General features: G+C 73.1%; 12 protein-coding genes. 5 read left to right on the forward strand and 7 right to left on the reverse strand.

The genetic code is table 11. From position 1 onward, the window contains the following. Position 1: 1 nt before the first annotated feature. Both ACF09C_RS21780 and ACF09C_RS21785 read left to right on the forward strand, forming a co-directional pair. The gene (locus ACF09C_RS21780; protein ID WP_392093418.1) at positions 2–1,606 is read left to right on the forward strand and encodes an FAD-dependent oxidoreductase; all 1,605 of its coding nucleotides are present in this window, start codon (positions 2–4) and stop codon (positions 1,604–1,606) included. A gap of 211 nt (positions 1,607–1,817) precedes the next feature. Continuing rightward, positions 1,818–2,885 carry a PAC2 family protein gene (locus tag ACF09C_RS21785; protein WP_392093419.1) on the forward strand — a complete coding sequence of 356 codons (1,068 nt, stop codon included), beginning with the start codon at positions 1,818–1,820 and terminating at the stop codon, positions 2,883–2,885. Between the two features lie 63 nt (positions 2,886–2,948). Here the strand turns inward: ACF09C_RS21785 and ACF09C_RS21790 are convergent, their stop codons facing one another. The 5 genes from ACF09C_RS21790 to ACF09C_RS21810 form a co-directional block, all read right to left on the reverse strand. Beyond that, the gene (locus tag ACF09C_RS21790; protein WP_392093420.1) at positions 2,949–6,002 is read right to left on the reverse strand and encodes an NPCBM/NEW2 domain-containing protein; all 3,054 of its coding nucleotides are present in this window, start codon (positions 6,000–6,002) and stop codon (positions 2,949–2,951) included. 131 nt (positions 6,003–6,133) lie between these two features. Further along, entirely contained in the window at positions 6,134–7,363 is a 1,230-nt protein-coding gene (gene mshC / locus ACF09C_RS21795) for a cysteine--1-D-myo-inosityl 2-amino-2-deoxy-alpha-D-glucopyranoside ligase (RefSeq protein WP_392093422.1), read from the reverse strand. A gap of 148 nt (positions 7,364–7,511) precedes the next feature. Then, entirely contained in the window at positions 7,512–8,375 is an 864-nt protein-coding gene (locus ACF09C_RS21800) for an SCO1664 family protein (RefSeq protein ID WP_392093423.1), read from the reverse strand. Next, complete coding sequence (locus ACF09C_RS21805) at positions 8,339–8,929, reverse strand: DUF3090 domain-containing protein (RefSeq protein WP_362421159.1); 591 nt, start codon at positions 8,927–8,929, stop codon at positions 8,339–8,341. Before ACF09C_RS21805 ends, ACF09C_RS21800 begins: the two co-directional genes overlap by 37 nt. 77 nt (positions 8,930–9,006) lie before the next feature. After that, entirely contained in the window at positions 9,007–9,696 is a 690-nt protein-coding gene (locus ACF09C_RS21810) for a histidine phosphatase family protein (RefSeq protein ID WP_392093425.1), read from the reverse strand. A 73-nt stretch (positions 9,697–9,769) separates the two neighbouring features. Here ACF09C_RS21810 and ACF09C_RS21815 point away from each other — a divergent pair, with 73 nt between their 5' ends. Continuing rightward, positions 9,770–10,762: a magnesium and cobalt transport protein CorA gene (locus ACF09C_RS21815; RefSeq protein WP_392093426.1), complete on the forward strand. Its 993-nt coding sequence runs from the start codon at positions 9,770–9,772 to the stop codon at positions 10,760–10,762. A gap of 39 nt (positions 10,763–10,801) precedes the next feature. On the opposite strand, the gene ACF09C_RS21820 is transcribed toward ACF09C_RS21815, so the two are convergent. Next, positions 10,802–11,587, reverse strand: a complete 786-nt coding sequence (locus ACF09C_RS21820) for a ferritin-like domain-containing protein (protein WP_392093682.1) — start codon at positions 11,585–11,587, stop codon at positions 10,802–10,804. 209 nt (positions 11,588–11,796) lie between these two features. Then, positions 11,797–12,846, reverse strand: coding sequence for an LLM class F420-dependent oxidoreductase (locus ACF09C_RS21825; protein WP_392093428.1), 1,050 nt, complete (start codon positions 12,844–12,846; stop codon positions 11,797–11,799). A 129-nt stretch (positions 12,847–12,975) separates the two neighbouring features. Between ACF09C_RS21825 and ACF09C_RS21830 the strand changes: the two genes are divergently transcribed. Both ACF09C_RS21830 and ACF09C_RS21835 read left to right on the forward strand, forming a co-directional pair. Continuing rightward, positions 12,976–13,962, forward strand: a complete 987-nt coding sequence (locus ACF09C_RS21830) for an aldo/keto reductase (protein ID WP_392093430.1) — start codon at positions 12,976–12,978, stop codon at positions 13,960–13,962. After that, positions 13,959–16,139 carry a helix-hairpin-helix domain-containing protein gene (locus tag ACF09C_RS21835; RefSeq protein ID WP_392093432.1) on the forward strand — a complete coding sequence of 727 codons (2,181 nt, stop codon included), beginning with the start codon at positions 13,959–13,961 and terminating at the stop codon, positions 16,137–16,139. The genes ACF09C_RS21830 and ACF09C_RS21835 overlap by 4 nt, the downstream gene beginning before the upstream one ends. Positions 16,140–16,248 lie beyond the last annotated feature (109 nt).

The raw sequence follows: 16,248 nt of genomic DNA on the forward strand, positions 1-16,248 counted from the left end.
CATGACCACCCTGCAGAGCGTCCCCGCCCTGGGGACGCGACCGGCTGCCGGTTCCCTGCCGAGCCGCGCCGAGACTCGGGAGCAGCTCTCCAAGGCGACGTACGACCTCCTGGTGATCGGCGGCGGCATCCTGGGCATCTCCACCGCCTGGCACGCCGCGCAGTCGGGCCTGCGGGTGGCCCTGGTGGACGCCGGCGACTTCGCCGGCGCCACCTCCTCCGCCTCCTCCAAGCTGCTCCACGGCGGTCTGCGCTACCTGCAGACCGGCGCGGTCAAGCTGGTCGCGGAGAACCACTTCGAGCGTCGTGCGGTCTCCCGCCAGGTCGCGCCTCACCTCGCCAACCCGCTCACCTTCTACCTGCCCGTCTACAAGGGCGGCCCGCACGGCGCCGCCAAGCTGGGTGCCGGTGTCTTCGCGTACTCCGCGCTCTCCGCCTTCGGTGACGGGGTCGGGCACCTGCTCAGCCCCGCCAAGGCCGCGCAGGACGTGCCGGAGCTGCGGACGGACAACCTGAAGGCCGTGGCCGTCTACGGTGACGACCAGATGAACGACGCCCGCATGGCGCTGATGACGGTCCGCGCCGCGGTCGACGCCGGCGCCGTCGTCCTCAACCACGCCGAGGTCACCGGGCTTCGCTTCACCCGCGGCCGGGTCACGGGCGCCGAGCTGAAGGACCGCACGAGCGGTGAGGAGTTCGGCGTCACCGCCCGCCTGGTCCTGAACGCGACCGGCCCGTGGGTCGATCACCTGCGGAAGATGGAGGACCCGAACGCGGCGCCCTCCATCCGGCTCTCCAAGGGCGCGCACCTGGTCCTGAAGCGGACCTCGCCGTGGAAGGCCGCGCTCGCGACCCCGATCGACAAGTACCGCATCACCTTCGCCCTCCCCTGGGAGGACATGCTGCTGCTCGGCACGACCGACGAGGCGTACGAGGGTGACCCGGGCCAGGTCGAGGTGACCGAGAAGGACACCGCGCAGATCCTCGACGAGGCCGCGTTCTCCATCCGCGACCAGCAGCTCTCCCGCGATCTGATCACCTACGCCTTCGCGGGTCTGCGGGTGCTGCCGGGCGGTCCGGGCGACACCTCCAAGGCCAAGCGCGAGACGGTCGTCACCGAGGGCCGCGGCGGCATGCTGTCGGTGGCGGGCGGCAAGTGGACGACCTTCCGCCACATCGGCCGTACGGTGATGAGGAAGCTGGAGTCCCTGCCGGGGCACCCGCTGGGCGAGGACTACGAGTCGGTGACGACCCTGCCGAAGCGGCTCCCGCTGCCCGGCATAGCCAACCCGAACGCGGTCGCGCACCGGCTGCTCGTCGACGGACCCGCGCCCGGTCCGCGGATGGCCGCCGACACCGCCAAGCACCTGGCGACCCACTACGGTTCGCTCGCCTTCGACATCGCGCGGATGGCGAACGAGAACCCCGAGCTCGCCCGGCGCGTCCACCCGGACGCGCCGGAGATCTGGGCGCAGGTCGCCTACGCCCGGGACCACGAGTGGGCGGAGACCGCCGACGACGTGCTGCGCCGCCGTACGACGCTCACGATCCGGGGCCTGGCCACGGACGAGATCCGCGGCGAGGTCGACGCGATGCTGCGCAAGTGACCTGCTGATCTGTTGAGGTAAGGGGCGGTCTCCCTGGAGACCGCCCCTTACCCGTTCGTGTGCCGAGGGGAGTTCCTGGGTAGTCGATCAAGGCCGCGCGTGGCCTTCGGTGGTGCGCGAGGGCTGCGGACGGGCCCCCGGAAAGCCGTAAGGTTGGTCCGTACGACGAGGAACGACAGGTACGGCAGGAACGTCGAAAAGGAGGCGCTGGGTGATCGAGCTCGAGGGGGTTCCCGAGCTGATCGACCCGGTCATGGTGGCCGCGTTCGAGGGCTGGAACGACGCCGGCGACGCCGCCTCCACCGCGGTCGCCCATCTGGACCGGGAATGGAAGGGCGAGGTGTTCGCGGCGCTCGACGCCGAGGACTACTACGACTTCCAGGTCAACCGGCCGACGGTCTGGCTGGACAACGGCACCCGGAAGATCACCTGGCCGACGACCAGGCTCTCCGTGGTCCGGGTCGGCGGCGACAAGCCGCGCGACCTGGTGCTGGTGCGCGGGATCGAGCCGTCGATGCGCTGGCGCTCGTTCTGCAACGAGATCCTGGGCTTCGCCCATGAGCTGGGCGTGGAGATGGTGGTGATCCTGGGCGCGCTGCTCGGCGACACCCCGCACACCCGGCCCGTGCCCGTCAGCGGGGTCACCTCCGACCCGGACCTGGCGCGGACGATGGACCTGGAGGAGACCCGGTACGAAGGGCCGACGGGCATCGTCGGGATCCTCCAGGAGGCCTGCACGCACGCGGGCGTGCCCGCGGTCAGCCTCTGGGCGGCCGTGCCACACTACGTCTCGCAGCCGCCGAACCCGAAGGCGACCCTGGCGCTCCTGAACCGCCTGGAGGACCTGATCGACCTGCGCATTCCGCTGGGCGAGCTGCCCGAGGACGCGCGGGCCTGGCAGCTGGGCGTGGACCAACTCGCCTCCGAGGACAGCGAGGTGGCGGAGTACGTCCAGACGCTGGAGGAGGCGCGGGACACGGCGGAGCTGCCGGAGGCCTCGGGCGAGGCCATCGCCCGCGAGTTCGAGCGCTATCTGCGGCGGCGTGACGGCGGCCCCGGGCACGGCCCGGGCCAGGGCGGCCCGGGGGTCGCCACGGAGGGCGGGGACACCTCGTACCTGCGGGACACCGGCGGGGGCAGGACCCGTCCGCCGAAGCCGGAGCAGCCGGGACCGGAGGCGCCGCCCGAGGCCGGCGAGGCCCCGGAGGCGCAGGACGCTCCGGACTCCCCGCCCGACGCCCGGGACGAGGGCGACGCCGACAGCTCCGGCGAGGACTGAGCCGTACGGGAACGGGGGCCGCACCGGTGACGGTGCGACCCCCTTCTCGTACCCGGTGGGCTGTCAGGCGCAGGCGAAGCGGGCGGCCGCCCAGTCCCCGTGGTCACCGCTCTTGGAGCCGTTGGTGTCGGTGATCCGCAGCCGGACGTGCCGGGCGCCGGTCACGTCCACCTGGACGGGGAGCGTCGCGGAGGCGCCGGTCAGCTTCGGGGAGGTCCACAGGACCTTGCCGTCGGCCTCGACCGAGAAGGCCACCTCTCCGTAGCCGTTGATCTCGTCGTCGATGCCGACGTCGGCGGTGAACGAGGCGCAGCGGCCGCCGAGGTAGACCTCGATGTCGGAGTCGGCGTGGGCGCCGATGCCCTTCTCGTAGGTGGTCCCCGCGAGGGTCAGGGTCCTGCCGTCGCTCGCGCCCGACTCGCCGTTGGAACGGTCGCGTTCGGGCGGCCCCCAGCCGTTGGCGGACTTCAGCCAGGTCAGGTCGCTCGCCCAGACGTCGGTCGACGGCGGCTCGGGCATCACCCCGACGGCGAAGCGCTGGACCGCGGTCCGGTCCTGGTTCGCGGCGCGGTGGCGGACGGTCGCGGTGAGCGTGGCCTCGCCCGGCTTCGCGTCCTTCGCCGGGGTGACCGAGACCTCGACCCGCCGGGTGGTGCCCGCCGGGATGCGCGCGACCGGGGCGGCCGGGTTGACCTGCCAGCCGGCCGGGGCGGTGAGCGACACCTCGACGCCGGTGGCGTCCCTGGTGCCCGCCGTCACGTCGACGGCGACCGTGCCGGGCGCGCCCGCGCCCAGTTCCTGGCCGGCCGGGACGGCGGCGGTGGCCGCGGCGCCCGGGACGGCTCCGCCGACGGCGCTGGTGTCCTCCAGTTCGAGGGTGAAGGCGCGGTCGGTGCGCTGGGCGGCGGTCTTGACCTTCACCACTCCCCCGCGGTCGTCCCGGTCGTACCACCAGCCCTGGCCCGCGGCCTCGTAGGCGGCCTTGGAGGTGAGGCGCGGCAGTTCGCGCCCGCCCAGCGAGACCTCGCTCGGGGCGTCACCCGTGTGGACGGTGAACTGGTAGGGCCTGGCGGTGGACTTGCCCGCGAAGGAGCCCTTGCTCGCGCCGATCCGTACCGTCACGTCGCCCGCGCCGCGCTGCGGCGCGTGGACCTCGGCGGTCTGGGTGGCGTACTGGCCGGTGCGGTGGGCGCGGGTGACGCCGTCGTCCTCGTACAGCTCGAAGGACGAGGTGCCCTGCGGGTAGATGTCCCAGGCGAGCGCGGAACCGGGGGCGCGCTCGGTGTACGAGCGGATCCCGCCGGGCCACATCGGGACGGCGGCGCCGGCCCGGACGAAGAGCGGCAGGGTGTCGAGCGGGGCGCTGTAGTCGTCGACGGTGACCGGACCCTGGTAGGTGCGGCCGCTCCAGTAGTCGATCCAGGTGCCCTCGGGGAGGTAGATGCCGTCCCGCTCGACGGCGTCCTGGTAGACGGGGGCGACGAGGAAGTCCTCGCCGCTGAGGAACTCGTACTTGGCCGTGTCGGAGGCGGCCTTGGGGTCGTTCGGGTACTCCAGGACGAGCGGCCGGGCGAGGCCGACACCGGTCTTGGTGGCGCGGTGCGCGTGCGAGTAGATGTACGGCAGCAGCGACTCGTGGAGCTTCAGGTAGTCGCGGTTGATGGAGGTGTACGGCTCGCCGTAGCGGAAGGGCTGCTTGTCGTTGGCGGCCCAGCCGTCCATCGTCATGGTGACCGGCAGGAACATCTTCCACTGGAGGTCACGGGTGTACGTCTTGGCGCTGCCGCCGAAGATGCCGTCGACGTCGCCGGTGGTGTACGCGAGTCCGGACATCGAGGCGCCCGCGTAGGTGGGGATCTGCCAGCGGATGTACTCCCAGGTGCCGGACTGGTCGCCGGACCACTGGACGCCGCAGCGCTGCGCGCCGGACCAGCTCTCGGGGGCCCAGGTGAAGCCGCGGGCATCGGAGTGGGCCTCGATGCCGGCGTAGGCGTCCTTGCAGCCGTCGAGGGCGAACTTGTAGCCGGGGCCGACCCAGGCGACGTCGAGCTTGGCGACCCGCTGCCCGGCCTTGACCTGCTCGCCGAGCTTGTCGAGGCCGTCCTCGGTCCACAGGCCGAGCTGCATGCCGCGGTCCTTGAGGCCGTTCGCGGTCTCGGCGAGGTTCTCGTAGCCGCAGCCGTAGCCGTCGTTGACGAGCATCCAGCCGTTGGGCATGTCGTTCTGGACGTAGCCGTCGGCGACCTTCAGCGCGTCGAGGGTGTGGCGCTCGCCCCGGTTGGCGTTGTGGAGGTAGCAGTCGGCGTCGCCGATCTCCAGGCCGTAGACGGGCGGCAGGAACGGTTTGCCGGTCAGGTTCGTGTACTGGCCGATGACGTCCTTGAGCGCGTCGGAGCCGGAGCCGGTGAAGTAGTAGGCGTCGAAGCGCTGTTCCTTCGCGCTCGTGGTGACGGGCTCGCCGAAGACGTAGGTGTTGGGGGCGTAGGTGTTGCGGTAGACGCCGTAGCCGGCCGAGGAGAGGTAGAACGGCACTGAGTTGGGGTGGCCGCCGTCGTTCCAGTTGTAGTCGACGCCGACCTCGACGGTCTTGCCGCGGTGCGAGGTGTTGCCGCGGCCGTTCTGCATGCCGGCGCCGTAGAACTGCTCGTCGGCGCCCCGGGCCAGGGACTGGGTGGTGCGCTCCGGGGTCCAGCTGAGGCCGGTGGTCTCGGACCAGAGCGGGGTGCCGTCGGCGCGGTACGCGGCGAAGCGCAGCGGCGCCTTGTAGGCCCGCAGGGTGACCCGGCCGGTGGTGAGTTCGTAGCGGTCGCCGCGGTCGCTCCAGCGGGTGCGGGGCGGGGCGCCCTGCGGCTGGACGATGTCCTGCCCGGTGGGGTCGGTGAACGTGCCGTCGGGGGCCAGTTCGATGCGGAAGGTCTCGTCGGTGACGAAGCTGACGCGGGCCTGGGCGGTGCCGGCGGTCAGCCGGTAGACGGCGCCGTCGGCCTGGAAGCCGGTGACGTCCCCGACGGTGGTCGGCGCGGGCTCGTCGGCGGGGGGCTCTGCGGACTGGGCGCTGCCGGGGCCCGCGAACACCGCGAGGAGCCCGAGCACAGCGCCGGCCAATGCAGCCTTCATGCGCAATGTTGATTGCATGGTGGGTATTTAGCGCAGAAACGAGCACCAGGGCCAGGACAAAACGGAACCGCCCTCGGACTTCGTGAGAAGTCCAAGGGCGGTTCCTTTGAAGGGAGTTGTACGGGAGTGGGCTACAGGGCCACCCCGAGCAGGGCGTCCACGGCGCGGGAGACGAGGCCGGGCGCGGACTCGTCCGTACCGCCCTCGGCGTGCTGCCGCTCGGCCCACCGGTCGACCGCGGCGAGCGCGGCCGGCGCGTCCAGGTCGTCGGCGAGCGCCTCGCGGATCTCCTCCACCAGGGCGTCGGCGGAGGGGCCGTCGGGGCGGGAGACGGCGGCGCGCCAGCGGTCCAGGCGCGCCACAGCGTCCTGGAGGACCTGGTCGGTCCACTCCCAGTCGGCGCGGTAGTGGTGCGAGAGGAGCGAGAGCCGGACGGCGGCCGGGTCGACGCCCTGGCGGCGGAGCGCCGAGACGAAGACCAGGTTGCCCTTGGACTTGGACATCTTCTCGCCGTCCAGGGCGACCATGCCGGCGTGCACGTACGCCTTGGCCATGGGGAACTCGCCGGTGAGCGCCTGGGCGTGGGAGGCGCCCATCTCGTGGTGCGGGAAGATCAGGTCGGAGCCGCCGCCCTGGACGTCGAAGCCCATGCCGAGGTGGTCGAGGGCGATGGCGACGCACTCGATGTGCCAGCCGGGGCGGCCGGGGCCGAGGCTGCCGCCGTCCCAGCTCGGCTCGCCCTCGCGGGCGGCCATCCAGAGCATCGGGTCGAGCGGGTTCTTCTTGCCCGGGCGGTCCGGGTCGCCGCCGCGCTCTGCGGAGAGGTGGCGCATCAGCTCGGTGTCGTAGTTCGACACCTGGCCGAAGTGCGGGTCGGCCTCGACGGAGAAGTAGATGTCGCCGTCGAGCTCGTAGGCAGCGCCGGAGTCCCGCAGCCGCTCGACGAGCGGCACGATGCCGGGTATGGCCTCGACCGCGCCGATGTAGTGCTGCGGGGGCAGCATCCGCAGGGCGGTCATGTCCTCGCGGAAGAGGGCGGTCTCGCGCTCGGCGAGGCCGACCCAGTCGACGCCGTCCCGGATCGCGCGCTCCAGGAGCGGATCGTCGACGTCGGTGACGTTCTGGACGTAGTGGACCTGCCGCTTGGTGTCGAGCCACACGCGCTGAACGAGGTCGAACGCGTTGTAGGTCGCCGCGTGACCCATGTGGGTCGCGTCGTACGGCGTGATGCCGCAGACGTAGATACGGGCGACGGGGCCGGGGGCGAGGGTCACTCGTCCGCCGGTCGCGGTGTCGTGGATCCGGAGGTCGCGGCCCTTGCCGGGCAGGGCGGGGACCTCAGAAGCGGGCCAGGCATGCATGACCTGAGCGTAACCGGACACGCGTTCCGGATACGAACCGGATGCGGGATCTTGGCCGAGGAGGCGCTCTTGCAGCTCGGGGCGGTTCGTGCATACCCCCAGGGGGGTGGGGCGACCGCGGGGCGTTGGCCGAATCCCGACGGTCCGGTCAGACCAGGGGCCAGGGGATCGCCGGCCACTGCCCGGAGGGCTCGGGGTGGCGTCCGGTGGTGCGCAGGGCGGTGACGCGGCGGCGCAGGGCGTCCACCTCGGCCGCGGTGAGCAACTCGGCCAGTCGGGTGGCGAGCGGGGTCCCCGGGGCGAGGGAGCCGTCGAGCCGCTCCAGGACGGCGGCGGCCTCGGCGGGCAGCTCCTCGCCCGCCCAGCCCCACAGCAGCGTGCGCAGCTTGTCATCCACGTGGAAGGTCACGCCGTGGTCGATGCCGTAGAGACGCCCGTCCGGCGCGGGCAGCAGATGCCCGCCCTTGCGGTCGCCGTTGTTGATGACCGCGTCAAGGACGGCGAGCCGGCGCAGTTCGGGGCGGTCGGCGTGGACGAGCAGGGCCGTGCGGTCCTCGCCGACCTGGGCGGGCCCGACGGCCTTCCAGCCTCCCCCTAGCTCCGCTGGGGGGACCCCCACCCCCGCCTCCCAGCCCTCTACGAGGGCGAGCAGGCTCGCCCCGGGGTCGGCGTCGATCCACAACTGGACCATGCCCTCGCCGTACGGGCCGTCCCGCAGCACGGTGGGCGGTACGAGGCCCCAGCCGGTGGCCTCGGAGAGCTCGTAGGCCGCGACCTCGCGCTGGGCGAGGGTGCCGTCGGGGAAGTCCCAGAGGGGCCGCTCGCCGGCAACGGGCTTGTAGACGCAGTCGGCCTCGGCGCCGTCCAGGGAGACGGCGCAGACGAGCACCGCGTTGGAGGCCTCGCGGACCTGGCCGCGCACGGTCAGCTCGCCCTTGGTGAGCAGGTCGACGACCGCCCGGTTGTCGAGGCCGCTCATGCTCCGCGCCGGTATCCGTTCTGGCGGGGGCACACATGGCCCTCGGGGTCGAGCGGCAGGCTGCACAGCGGGCACGGCGGGCGGCCGGCGTTCACCACGTCGAGGGCGCGCTTGGCGAAGGCCCTGGCCTGCGCTCCGGTGAGCCGCACGCGCAGCATCGGCGGCCCGTTCTCCTCGTCCTGGAGCAGCCGTTCCTCGGCGGCGGCGAGGTCCTCCTCGGACTCGGCGTCGAGTTCGACGAGCGCCTGCGCCTCGACGATCATGCGCTGCTCCTCGCCGTCCCAGGCGAGCGCCATCGTGCCGACCCGGAACTCCTCCTCGACGGGCACGTCGAGGGGCGCGGTGTCCGCGATGTCGGCCGGGGCGACGGCCGGGACCGGAGCGTTGCCGCCGGTGCGCCGGACGACCTCGTCGAGGAGTTCGTCGATGCGTTCGGCGAGCGCGGCGACCTGGGTCTTCTCCAGGGCCACGCTGGTGACCCGGCCGGCCGCGGACGCCTGAAGGAAGAACGTACGGCGGCCAGGCAGCCCGACCGTGCCGGCCACGAAACGCTCCGGTGGGTCGTAGAGGAACACCTGACGGGACACGTCCCTGACTCCCTTGGGTCTCGGCAGTGGTGGAGGCTCGCGCTACAGCGGCCCGTCCACCCTACTGCGCGGATGGATCACGGTGCGCCCGCGCCGCCCCCGACCTCGGCGGACCCACTGGGATCGGGGCTCGCCTTGGGGGCGAGCGCGGCGAAGTCGCCGGTGTCGCCGAGGCGTACGAGGAAGGGGCGCAGCCGGGTGTAGCGGATGACGGTGACCGAGCAGGGGTCGACGTGGATGCGCTGGAAGAGGTCGAGGTGCATGCCGAGGGCGTCGGCGACGATCGACTTGATGATGTCGCCGTGGGAGCACATGGCGTAGACGGCGTCCTCGCCATGTTCGGCCTCCACGCGCGCGTTCCAGTCCCGGACGGCGTCGACGGCCCGCGCCTGCATGGCGCGCATCGACTCGCCGCCGGGGAAGGCGGCGGCGGAGGCGTGGGCCTGGACGACCTCCATGAGGGGCTCGTCGGCCAGTTCGGCGAGCTTGCGGCCCGACCAGTCGCCGTAGTCGCACTCGCTGATCCGCTCCTCGGTGTGCAGCGGCAGACCGGGCCGATCGTCGAGAAGCGGCCGTACGGTCTCCTGGCAGCGCTGGAGCGGGCTGGTCACGACGGCGGCGAGCGGCACCCCGGCCAGCCGCCCGGGCAGCGCGGCGGCCTGGGCGAGCCCCCGCTCGTCGAGGGCGACCCCGGGCAGCCGCCCGGCGAGGACACCGGAGGTGTTGGCGGTGGAACGTCCGTGCCGGACGAGAATCAGCGTGGCCATGGCGGCAAGGGTAGGGCCCCCACGCGCGCGTGGGGGTGTCGCAGGGGTGCGGGCGGGCGGTGGAGGCGGGAGAATGCGGCGCGTGATCGTGGACTCCGCCATCTACCGGAACGGGCACCGCACCGAGGGGCCCGCCGATCTGTCCGACGCGCTGGCTCAGGCGCGGGCGAGCGGGAACGCCTTCCTCTGGGTCGGGCTCTACGAGCCGACGGAGGCCGAGTTCGGTCATGTCTCCGACGAGTTCGCACTGCACCCGCTGGCCGTCGAGGACGCCCTGAAGGCCCATCAGCGCCCCAAGCTGGAGATCTACGACGACTCGCTCTTCGTCGTCCTCAAGCCGGTCGTGTACGAGCCGGAGAGCGACCGGGTCTCCTCGGACGAGCTGATGCTCTTCGTGGGCGACTCCTTCGTGGTCACCGTCCGGCACGGGGAGGGGGCGCCGCTGGCGGCCGTGCGGCGCCGTCTGGAGGCCGAGCCGGAGGTCCTGAGGCACGGCCCGACGGCCGTGCTGTACGCGGTGAGCGACGCGGTCGTGGACCACTACATCGACGTGGCAGGTGAGCTCCAGGTCGACCTGGAGGAGCTGGAGACGGACGTGTTCGCCCCGGTGGGCGTCGGCGCGTCGAACACGGCCGAGCGGATCTACACGGCCAAGCGGCAGGTGCTCGAGTTCCGCCGGGCGGCCGGGCCGCTCGCCGGACCGGTGGCCCGGCTGGCCGCGGGTGACGTGCCGTTCGTGCACGAGGGCTCGCAGCCCTTCTTCCGGGACGTCGGCGACCACTTGATCCGTGCCAACGAGCAGGTGGAGGGGCTCGACCGGCTCCTGTCGGACGTGCTGTCGGCGCATCTGGCGCAGATGGGGGTGCGGCAGAACGACGACGTGCGGAAGATCTCGGCGTGGGCGGCGATGGCCGCGGTGCCCACGATGGTCGCGGGGATCTACGGAATGAACTTCGAGCACATGCCGGAGCTGACCTGGACCTGGTCGTACCCGGTCCTGATCCTGCTGCTCGTCGCCGTCGAGCTGGGCCTGTACCGGCTGTTCAAGCGCCGGGGCTGGCTGTAGCCCCGGCGCGCGTCGGCTCCGGTGGCGGGCCCCGTCGGGTCAGAACGCGGGCGCCGGGGTCGCGGGTCCGCCCAGCGCGTCGCGGCGCTCGGGCATCCTGAGGTCGACCATCTTGTGCCAGCCGGCGAGGCGTTCGTACCCGTACATGCCGTGGATCCCGGCGGCGAGCGCGCCCGCCTTGGCCTTCGGCCACTTCAGGATGCGGCCCATGTGGACCATCACGGCGAGGCTGACGTCGCGGTAGACCTTGATCTCGGCGAGCGCCGACTCGCGCAGGGTGCGCTGGATGAGCCGGCCGTGCCCGGCGTACGCGAGGCGCAGCAGCTCTTCGTGGCAGTACGCGAGGTGGTTCGCCTCGTCGTTGTCGATCATGTGGATGGCCTTGCCCAGCTCGGGGTGGTCCCCGAAGTAGGTGACCAGCATGTCCATCTGGTCGGCGGCCCGCTGCTCGGTGACCCGGCTGTGCGCGAGGTAGACGATGATGTCCTCCTCGCTGAGCGGCTCGTCGCGGCGGAGCTTGTCGTGGGCGAGGCCGATCCCGCCCTGCTCCAGGAGCATCGTGTAGTCGGTGTCGGGTGGCACCGGCACGGGTTCGAGGCCGCGCTTCTTCAGCAGGGCGTTGAAGATCCGGCCGTGTTTGTCCTCGTCGGCGCCGTGCCGGGTGATCTTGGGGGCCAGGTCCCGCATGCCGGGGGCGACCAGGGCCGCGATCCGCGCGTTCTCCCAGCCGCCCTGGGACTCGCCGCTGGCGGCGATGGAGCAGAAGAGCTGGAAGGACTCGTCGTTGTCGATGATTTCCTGGAACAGGCTCTTGGCCGTGAGCATTGCTGCCACCTCCATGCGGGCGTCCGCACGCCGCACGTCCGCAGAGAACGAGTCAAATGCGGTACGGCCGGGTGGGCAACAGGAGGGGCGGGCCGTTCGGCTGAAAGAAGGAGCGTTCCGCCAGTAACCGCGCCCCCGTCGAGCGTTGTGCTGCGTGACGGCCGTGGCGGGGAAGACCCCCCGAGCCCCCACCACGGCCGCAGACTTCTCTAGGCGAGGCCCGCGTGCTCCAGGGCCTCCGTGCCCGCCCGCAGCGCCGCCAGCCGCTCGTCGAGCGTGAAGCCGGCCGGGGCGAGAGTCAGGGTGGTGACGCCGGCCTCGGCGTAGGCCTTCATCCGGTCGGCGATCCGCTCGACGGAGCCGAGCAGTGTGGTCTGGTCGATCAGCTGGCGCGGGACGGCGGCCGCGGCCCCCGCCTTGTCGCCGGACAGGTACTTGTCCTGGATCTCGACGGCCTGCTTCTCGTAGCCCATGCGCTGGGCGAGCTGGTTGTAGAAGTTCTGCTTCCGGCTGCCCATGCCGCCGACGTACAGGGCGGTGTACGGGCGGAAGATGTCGGCGAGGGCGTCGATGTCGTCGCCGAGGGCGATCGGCAGCGTGGGGTGGACGTCGAAGCCGTCCATCGTGAGACCGGCCTTCTCTCGGCCCGCGCGCAGCGGGCGCAGCGCGGTCTCCTCCAGGTGCTCGGCGGAGGGGAAGATCAGCAGCGCGCCGTCGGCGATCTCGCCGGTCTGCTCCAGGTTCTTCGGGCCGATCGCCGCGATGTAGAGCGGGATGTGCTCGCGCTCCGGGTGGACGGTGAGCTTGATCGGCTTGCCGGGGCCCTCCGGCAGCGGGAGCGTCCAGTGCTCGCCCTCGTACGTGAGGCGCTCGCGGGACATGGCCTTGCGGACGATCTCGACGTACTCGCGGGTGCGCGCCAGCGGCTTGTCGAACTTGACGCCGTACCAACCCTCGGAGACCTGCGGTCCCGAGACGCCGAGGCCGAGGCGGAACCGGCCGCCGGAGAGCGAGTCGAGGGTGGCGGCGGTCATCGCCGTCATCGCGGGCTGGCGCGCCGGGATCTGCATGATCGCCGAGCCGATGTCGATCCGCTCGGTCTTGGCGGCCACCCAGGAGAGCACCGTGGGCGCGTCGGAGCCGTAGGCCTCGGCGGCCCAGCAGACGTCGTAGCCGAGGCGGTCCGCCTCCTGGGCGACGGCGAGATTTTCGCCGTCCATGCCCGCGCCCCAGTAGCCGAGGTTGATGCCGAGCCTCATGACCACACCCTCTTTACCGATCAGTAACGTCCCTTGGGCCGGACTCTAGCGCGCGGGTCACGGATCCGTCAGGGGGAGGTTGTCCACAGGCTCTCTCCGCGTGGGGTCTTGGCCAGTAATCTCGCGCCCATGGAGCAGAGGCATCTCGGACGTACCGGCCTGCGCGTGTCCCGGCTCGGGCTCGGCACCCTCACCTGGGGCAGGGACACCGACGAGCACGACGCCGCCGACCAGTTGAAGGCGTTCTGGGACGCGGGCGGCACGCTCGTGGACACGGCGGACGTGTACGGCGGTGGTGAGGCCGAGTACGTGCTCGGGCAGCTCATGGAGCGGCTCGTGCCCCGCCGGGATCTGGTCATCTCCACCAAGGCCGGCAGCGTGCCCGACCCGTACCGCCGGACGGACGCCTCGCGCGGCCATCTGCTGGCCGCGCTCGACGCGTCCCTGGCCCGGCTCGGCACGGACCACGTGGACCTGTGGCAGCTGCACGCCTTCGACCCGGACACCCCGCTGGAGGAGTCCCTCCAGGCCCTGGACATCGCCGTGAGCAGCGGTCGCGCGCGGTACGTGGGAGTGTCCAACTTCTGCGGGTGGCAGCTGGCGAAGGCCGGCACCTGGCAGCTCGGCGCGGCAGGCGCGGGACGGACCCGGCTCGCGGCGACCCAGATGGAGTACTCGCTGCTCCAGCGGGGCGTCGAGCGGGAGGTGCTGCCCGCGGCCCTGGACCTGGGCATAGGTCTCCTGCCGTCCTCGCCGCTCGGGCGCGGGGTGCTGACGGGCAAGTACCGCACCGGGACGCCGGCGGACTCGCGGGGCGGCTCGGAGGCCATGGCCCCCTTCGTGGAGCCGTATCTGGACGAGGCCGCGACCCGAATCGTGGACGCGGTCGCCACGGCGGCGGACGGCCTGGCGACGACGCCGCTCCAGGTGGCGCTCGCCTGGGTCCGCGACCGGCCCGGCGTGACCGCCCCGGTGATCGGCGCGCGCAACGCGCAGCAGCTCACGGCCGCTCTGTCAGTGGAGAGCCTTAGTCTTCCTGACGAGATCTGCCGGGCCCTCGACGATGTGTCGGCGCCCGTGCACCGCTATCCGGACCAGGACTGGAGCACCTTGTGACCGAGCCTTCGCGGGAGACCCCGCCCGAGGCCACCGAGCCCGAGCCGGGCGAGACCGACGAGGCCGCGGCCGAACGCGACGCCCGGGAGGCCGATGAAGGCGTCGAGGGCACCGAGGCCGCGACGGCGGGTGCCGAAGGGGAGGCGAAGGCCGCCGAGGGCACCGAGGTCTCGGAGGCGCAGGCGGAGCTGACCGCGCAGCGGGAGCTGCGGGCGCGGATCGAGCAGCGCAAGGCCGAGCGGGCGGCGCCCGTGGACGCGGGCGGGAAGCTCAGCGGCACGGCGGCCGATCTGCTCGCGGCGGTCCGCGCGGTGGAGAGCGGTACGAAGGCGGGCAGCGCGTTCTACGACGCACCGCAGCCGGCCCCCGCGCCCGCTCCCTCGTCCGCTGCCGATCCGCGCCGCGCCGCGCCCGTCCCGGCGCCCGCCGCGCCCGTCCCGGCCGGCTCCGCGGTCCCGGTGGGCCAGGCGCGGCCGGCCGCCCCGGAGACGCTGGCGGCCGTCCGGGAGGTCCTCGCGCGCGGCGGGGCACCGGAGTCGCTGACCGGCCAGGTCGCCTCCACCCTGGGCGAGGGCGCCGCGGAGGCGCTGCGGGAGGATCCCTGGCAGCTGCTCGCCGTGCCCGGTGTGCGACCCGAGCAGGCCGACGGCTTCGCCCGTGCCCTGCTCGGCGCGGAGTGCGGACCGGACGACCCCCGCCGGGCCGTCGCCCTGGTGACCTGGCTGCTCGAACGCGCCGCGCTCAAGGGCCACACGGCCCTGGAGGACGGCGCCCTGCGGTCCGGCCTCACGGGCCTGTCGGTGCCCGACCCCGACGAGGCCATGCGCGCGGCGGCCGCCGAGGGCGCGGTGCTGCTGTTCCAGGAGGAGGAGCAGGCCCCCGAGGAGACCGAGGACGAGGAGGGCGCGGAGGGCGAGGAGGGCGCGGAGGTCTCCGGGGACGAGGCGCCCGACGTGCCGGCCCTGCTGGGGCTCGACCGGTACGCCCTGGCCGAGGAGAGCCTCGCCGACGGCCTCGCCCGGCTGGTCAAGACCGTCTCGGCGGAGGAGTGGGAGGGCCCCGAGCTGGTCCGCGCGGCCGGTGCCCACGGCCTGGTCCTGCACACCGGGGGCGAGGCCGCCCGCCGCGAGCCCGTCGCGCTCGCCGAGGACGCCCGGAAGCGGGGCCTGCGGGTCGCGGTGGCCGTGCACAGCGAGAACGGGGTGGACCGCCTCGGCGCGGAGGCGGTGACGGTCGACGCCCTGGTGTCCGGCGCCGCCGGTCCCGGCCGGGACGAGGAGGGTTCCCTGGCACTGGACCTGCTGGTCGTCCTGGACGCGCCGCAGGTGGACGTCGAGAGCGCGACGACGCTCGTCGAGTCCCTGCCCGACGGCTGCCGTCTCGTGCTGAGCGGGGACCCCGGCGTCCTCGGCTCGGCGGGCGCGGGCCGGGTCTTCGGCGATGTCCTCGCCGCCCGGGTGTGCCCGACGGTCGCCTCCCGTCTCCCCGACCCCGGCCCGATCGGTGAGCTGGTCTCGGGGATCGGCATCGGCGAGCTGAACCAGGTGGAGGCGCCCGGCAAGGAGGTCGTGATCGTCCCGGTCCGGGACGCGGGCGAGGCGGTCCACCGCACGGTGCAGCTAGTCGCCGACTCGATTCCCCGGGCGTTCGACGTGCCCGCCGGACAGACCCAGGTGATCACGGTCGGCCACGGCGGCTCCGCCGGCACCCGCGCGCTCAACGCGGCGCTCAAGGAGCGGCTCAACCCCGGCCCCGGCCGCTTCGGCGGCTTCGACCCGGGCGACCGGGTGGCCTTCGGGCCGGCCCCGGGGCGCACGGTGACCGGGACGGTCGTGGGCGCCGACGCGGAGGGCCTGCGCCTGGAGTGCGCGGGCGAGCCGCTCGTCGTACCGAAGGAGCGGGTGGAGTCCGCGCTCCGGCACGGCTGGGCGCTCACCGCCCACCAGGCCGCCGGGATGCGCTGGCCCGCCGCGGTCGTGGTGTTGCCGGGCGACGCGGCCCAGGGCCTGAGCCGGCCCTGGGTGTACACGGCCTTCGGCCGGGGCGAGCGTCATCTCTCGGTCGTCCACGGCGTGGACCAGGCGCTGCCCCGTGCGGTGGCGGAGGGCGTGCCCCCGGAGCGCACGACCCGGCTGAGGCCGCTTCTGGAGGCCCTGTTGGCGCCCTCGGAGGGCTGACGCCTTCGCGGAGGACCGACCGGCGCCCTCGGAGGGCCGACAGCGCCTGCGGACCGTACGACGCGAGAGGGCGGGGCACCCCACGGGTGCCCCGCCCTCCTCCGTACGG

This window comes from Streptomyces sp. NPDC014870, from assembly GCF_043081505.1.
In the GTDB taxonomy this organism is placed as follows: domain Bacteria; phylum Actinomycetota; class Actinomycetes; order Streptomycetales; family Streptomycetaceae; genus Streptomyces.

Coding starts and splice junctions, on each gene's coding strand:
- ACF09C_RS21780 (WP_392093418.1), top strand. CDS start 2: ATGACCACCCTGCAGAGCGTCCCCGCCCTGGGGACGCGACCGGCTGCC.
- ACF09C_RS21790 (WP_392093420.1), bottom strand. CDS start 6,002: ATGAAGGCTGCATTGGCCGGCGCTGTGCTCGGGCTCCTCGCGGTGTTC.
- mshC (WP_392093422.1), bottom strand. CDS start 7,363: ATGCATGCCTGGCCCGCTTCTGAGGTCCCCGCCCTGCCCGGCAAGGGC.
- ACF09C_RS21810 (WP_392093425.1), bottom strand. CDS start 9,696: ATGGCCACGCTGATTCTCGTCCGGCACGGACGTTCCACCGCCAACACC.
- ACF09C_RS21815 (WP_392093426.1), top strand. CDS start 9,770: ATGCGGCGCGTGATCGTGGACTCCGCCATCTACCGGAACGGGCACCGC.
- ACF09C_RS21820 (WP_392093682.1), bottom strand. CDS start 11,587: ATGCTCACGGCCAAGAGCCTGTTCCAGGAAATCATCGACAACGACGAG.
- ACF09C_RS21825 (WP_392093428.1), bottom strand. CDS start 12,846: ATGAGGCTCGGCATCAACCTCGGCTACTGGGGCGCGGGCATGGACGGC.
- ACF09C_RS21830 (WP_392093430.1), top strand. CDS start 12,976: ATGGAGCAGAGGCATCTCGGACGTACCGGCCTGCGCGTGTCCCGGCTC.